At 75.0% G+C, this 3,211-nt stretch carries 3 protein-coding genes; 2 read left to right on the forward strand and 1 reads right to left on the reverse strand.

All coding sequences use genetic code 11. The features are described from left to right. Positions 1-502 precede the first annotated feature (502 nt). A complete protein-coding gene (locus ACFYP3_RS37325) occupies positions 503-865 on the reverse strand; it encodes a cupin domain-containing protein (RefSeq protein ID WP_388842545.1) in 363 nt (120 codons plus the stop codon). Positions 866-913: 48 nt separating this feature from the next. On the opposite strand from ACFYP3_RS37325, the gene ACFYP3_RS37330 reads away from it, so the two are divergent. Continuing rightward, complete coding sequence (locus tag ACFYP3_RS37330; protein ID WP_388842547.1) at positions 914-1,747, forward strand: AraC family transcriptional regulator; 834 nt, start codon at positions 914-916, stop codon at positions 1,745-1,747. A gap of 117 nt (positions 1,748-1,864) precedes the next feature. Continuing rightward, complete coding sequence (locus ACFYP3_RS37335; protein ID WP_388842549.1) at positions 1,865-2,935, forward strand: esterase-like activity of phytase family protein; 1,071 nt, start codon at positions 1,865-1,867, stop codon at positions 2,933-2,935. The last annotated feature ends 276 nt before the right edge of the window (positions 2,936-3,211 follow it).

A 3,211-nucleotide genomic window follows, 5' to 3' on the forward strand; every position in this document is an offset into this window, starting at 1 on the left:
GGGGGGGGGGGGGGGGGGGGGGGGCGGGGGGGGGGGGGCGCCCCGGGGGGGGGGGGGGGGGGGGGGGGGGGGGGGGGGGGGGGGGGGGCCCGCGCGCCGGGGCGTCTCCTCGGGCGCCGAACGTGGCGGGAGGTCGGATACCTCGGCGGCAGTGCGTTCGGCACCCTGCGGGGATCACCCCGACACACGCCCACCCCCACCCCAACCGACCCGCCTGCTACCCAGCGCCGACGCACCATCCAGCCGGACCCCCCATATTCAGCTTCGCCGCGCCAAATCAGCCCCTCCGGCGTTTGAGGAGCGGGGTGCGGGGCGGAGCCCCGACCTGTAAGCCGCGCCCTCCAGCTGCGCCGCACCCGTTCAGCCCCGCCGGCGTTTGAGGCGCGGGGTGCGGGGTGGAGCCCCGGGCTTTGAGCCGCCCGCCGCGCAAGTTCAGCCTCGCCGGCGATTGAGGCGCGGGGTGGGGGGTGGAGCCCCGGTAGGGATGCGGCGGCGGTGGTGGCTAGGCGTCGAGCGGGGGGCGGGTGCGGGGGCCGCCGGCGGTGCCGGTGTTGGTGGTGCCCGTCGGTTCGAACAGCAGGATCGCCGTCTCCTCGTCCGCCGCCGGGCAGTGCTCCACCCCGCGCGGGACGACGTACATCTCGCCCGGCCCCAGCACCACGTCCCCGTCGCGCAGGCGGATCGTCAGGGTGCCGCTGATCACGAGGAAGAGCTCGTCGGTGTCCTCGTGGCTGTGCCACACGAACTCGCCCTGGAGCTTGGCGGCCTTGACCTCGTAGTCGTTGACGCGGGCGACGCGGTGCGGGGCCCACTGCTCGGTGAACCCGGCCAGCTTCTCGGCGATGTTGACCTTGTGTGTCGTCATGCGGACAGCCTCGCGGAGCGGACGCGGGCGGTCTTGTACGTTCCTGACATGGCCGCGATACGTCCGCGCAGCACGGTCTCCGCCTGGCAGCCGCCGGTCCCGGGGATCGCCGAGGTCTTCCACGCCCGGTTCACCGACCACGCGTACCCGGCGCACGTGCACGACACCTGGACGCTGATGATCCTGGACGGCGGGCGGGTCGACTTCGCGCTGGACCGCGAGCGGCACGGCGCCGGGGTCAGGGATTGCGTGATCCTGCTGCCGCCCGGGGTGGTCCACGACGGGCGGACCGTCACCGAGGCCGGCTTCCGCAAGCGCAACCTGTACCTCGACGCCTCCGTCCTGCCCGAGAGCCTCACCGGGGCCGCCGTCGACGCCCCGCTGCTGCTCGACCCGGTGCTGCGGGAGCGCGTCCACGGGCTGCACCGGGCGCTCGGCGCGCGGGAGCTGCCGGCCGGGGCCGTCGAGCGGCTGGAGGCGCAGTCGCGGCTGGCGTTCGTACGGGAACGGCTGCACCGGTGGCTCGCGGGTCGCGCGCCGGCGGCGTACGGGGCGCCGGGCGCGGAGCTCGCCGTACGGCTGCGCGAGCTGATCGACGCGCGGGTGACCGAGGGGATCGGTCTGGAGGAGGCCTCGGCGGAGCTGGGCCACGTCCATCCCACCCACCTGATCCGGAGCTTCCGGACGGCGTACGGGCTGCCGCCGCACGCGTACCTGACGGGGCGGCGAGTGGCGCTGGCGCGGCGGCTGCTGCTGGCGGGCATGCGGCCGGCCGAGGCGGCGACGGCAGCGGGGTTCTACGACCAGGCGCACCTGACCCGGCACTTCGGGCGGCACGTGGGGACCAGCCCGGCACGGTTCGCCCGATCGGGCCGGATGTGACGGGGAGTCGGCGGGTTCGTTGCCATCGCATGGCCCGGCCTTCCTCTTTCTTTCGATTCGACATATGGCAGTTCGGAAGTCGAATCGTGTCCGCCGAACCAGGAGGAAGGCCTCTTCATGCGCCTTCGTACGCTCGCCACCACCGCGGCCGCCGCAGCCGCGCTCTCCGGCACGCTCGTGCCGCCCGCCGTCGCGGCCCCGCAGGAGAACGGGGCCTGCTCGCCGTACCTCTCCGTCGCGGGCTATTCCGACGCGCTCGACAAGACCACGCTCGACGGGGGCCTCGTCGGCGGCCTCTCGGGCCTCGCCGTCGACAAGGACGGCACGGTGGCGGCCGTCTCCGACCGGTCGGCGCTGTACTCGCTGAAGGTGCGCCGCGGGGACACCCCGGCCGCCGCGGCCACCGCGCGCCTCCCGCTCACGGACGGGGCGGGCAAGGCCGTCGACTCGGAGGGCGTCGTCGTCGCTCGGGACGGGTCCTACCTGGTCACCGACGAGTTCGCCCCCGCGATCCGCCGCTACGGGCGGGACGGCACGGTACTCGCCACCCTGCCGGTCCCGGACGCCTTCCGGCTCGCGCCGCAGGGGCGGGCCACCGCGAACCAGACCTTCGAGTCGCTGACGCTGCTGCCCGGCGGGCACACCCTGGTCGCGGGCGTCGAGGGACCGCTGGCCGGGGACGGCAAGGACGCGCAGGGGCGCACCCTCCAGCGGATCCAGACCTGGGAGCGGGGCCCCAACGGAGAGTTCCGGCTGGGGCGGCAGTACGCCTACCCGGTCGACGCGGGGCACGGCCTCGTCGAGCTCGCGCCGACCTCCGACGGCCGGCTGATCGTCCTGGAGCGGGGCTTCACCCAGCAGTTCAAGATCACCGCACGGCTGTACCTCGCCGATCCGCTGGGCGCGACGGACACCTCGCAGGTGGACGCGCTGGCGGAGGGGCCGGGGCTGCGGGTGGCCCGCAAGACCGCGCTCGGGGACTTCGACGACTGCCCGACGCTCGGGGCGCCGTCGAAGCTCCCGCAGAACCACCCGCTGGTGGACAACGTCGAGGGCATGGTGGTGACCGACCACGCCGGTCCCGGGCGGGTACGGCTGCTGCTGGCCAGCGACGACAACGAGCTGGCGCAGCAGGTGACGCGGCTCTACCGGATGGACGTCCGGCTCCCGCCGCGCCGAAACCGCTAGCGCTGCCCGCCCGCCGGCCGCGCCAGGGCTCCGCCCCGCACCCCGCGCCTCAATCGCCGGCGGGGCTGATTCTGTGCGGCGCAGCTGGAGGGTGCGGCTTACAGATCGGGGCTCCGCCCCGGACCCCGCGCCTCAATCGCCGGCGGGGCTGGATTTGTGCGGCGGGGCTGGATTTGGGCAGCTGGGTGGCAGGCGGGTCGGTTGGGGTGGGGGTGGGTGTGTGTCGGGGTGATCCCCGCAGGGTGCCGAACGCACTGCCGCCGAGGTGTCCGACCT

The sequence above is a fragment of the Streptomyces sp. NPDC005533 genome, assembly GCF_042871845.1.
Classification (GTDB): domain Bacteria; phylum Actinomycetota; class Actinomycetes; order Streptomycetales; family Streptomycetaceae; genus Streptomyces.

What these genes read in the sequence shown, in the direction of transcription:
- ACFYP3_RS37325 (WP_388842545.1), bottom strand. Translation starts at nt 865, where the DNA reads ATGACGACACACAAGGTCAACATCGCCGAGAAGCTGGCCGGGTTCACC.
- ACFYP3_RS37330 (WP_388842547.1), top strand. Translation starts at nt 914, where the DNA reads ATGGCCGCGATACGTCCGCGCAGCACGGTCTCCGCCTGGCAGCCGCCG.
- ACFYP3_RS37335 (WP_388842549.1), top strand. Translation starts at nt 1,865, where the DNA reads ATGCGCCTTCGTACGCTCGCCACCACCGCGGCCGCCGCAGCCGCGCTC.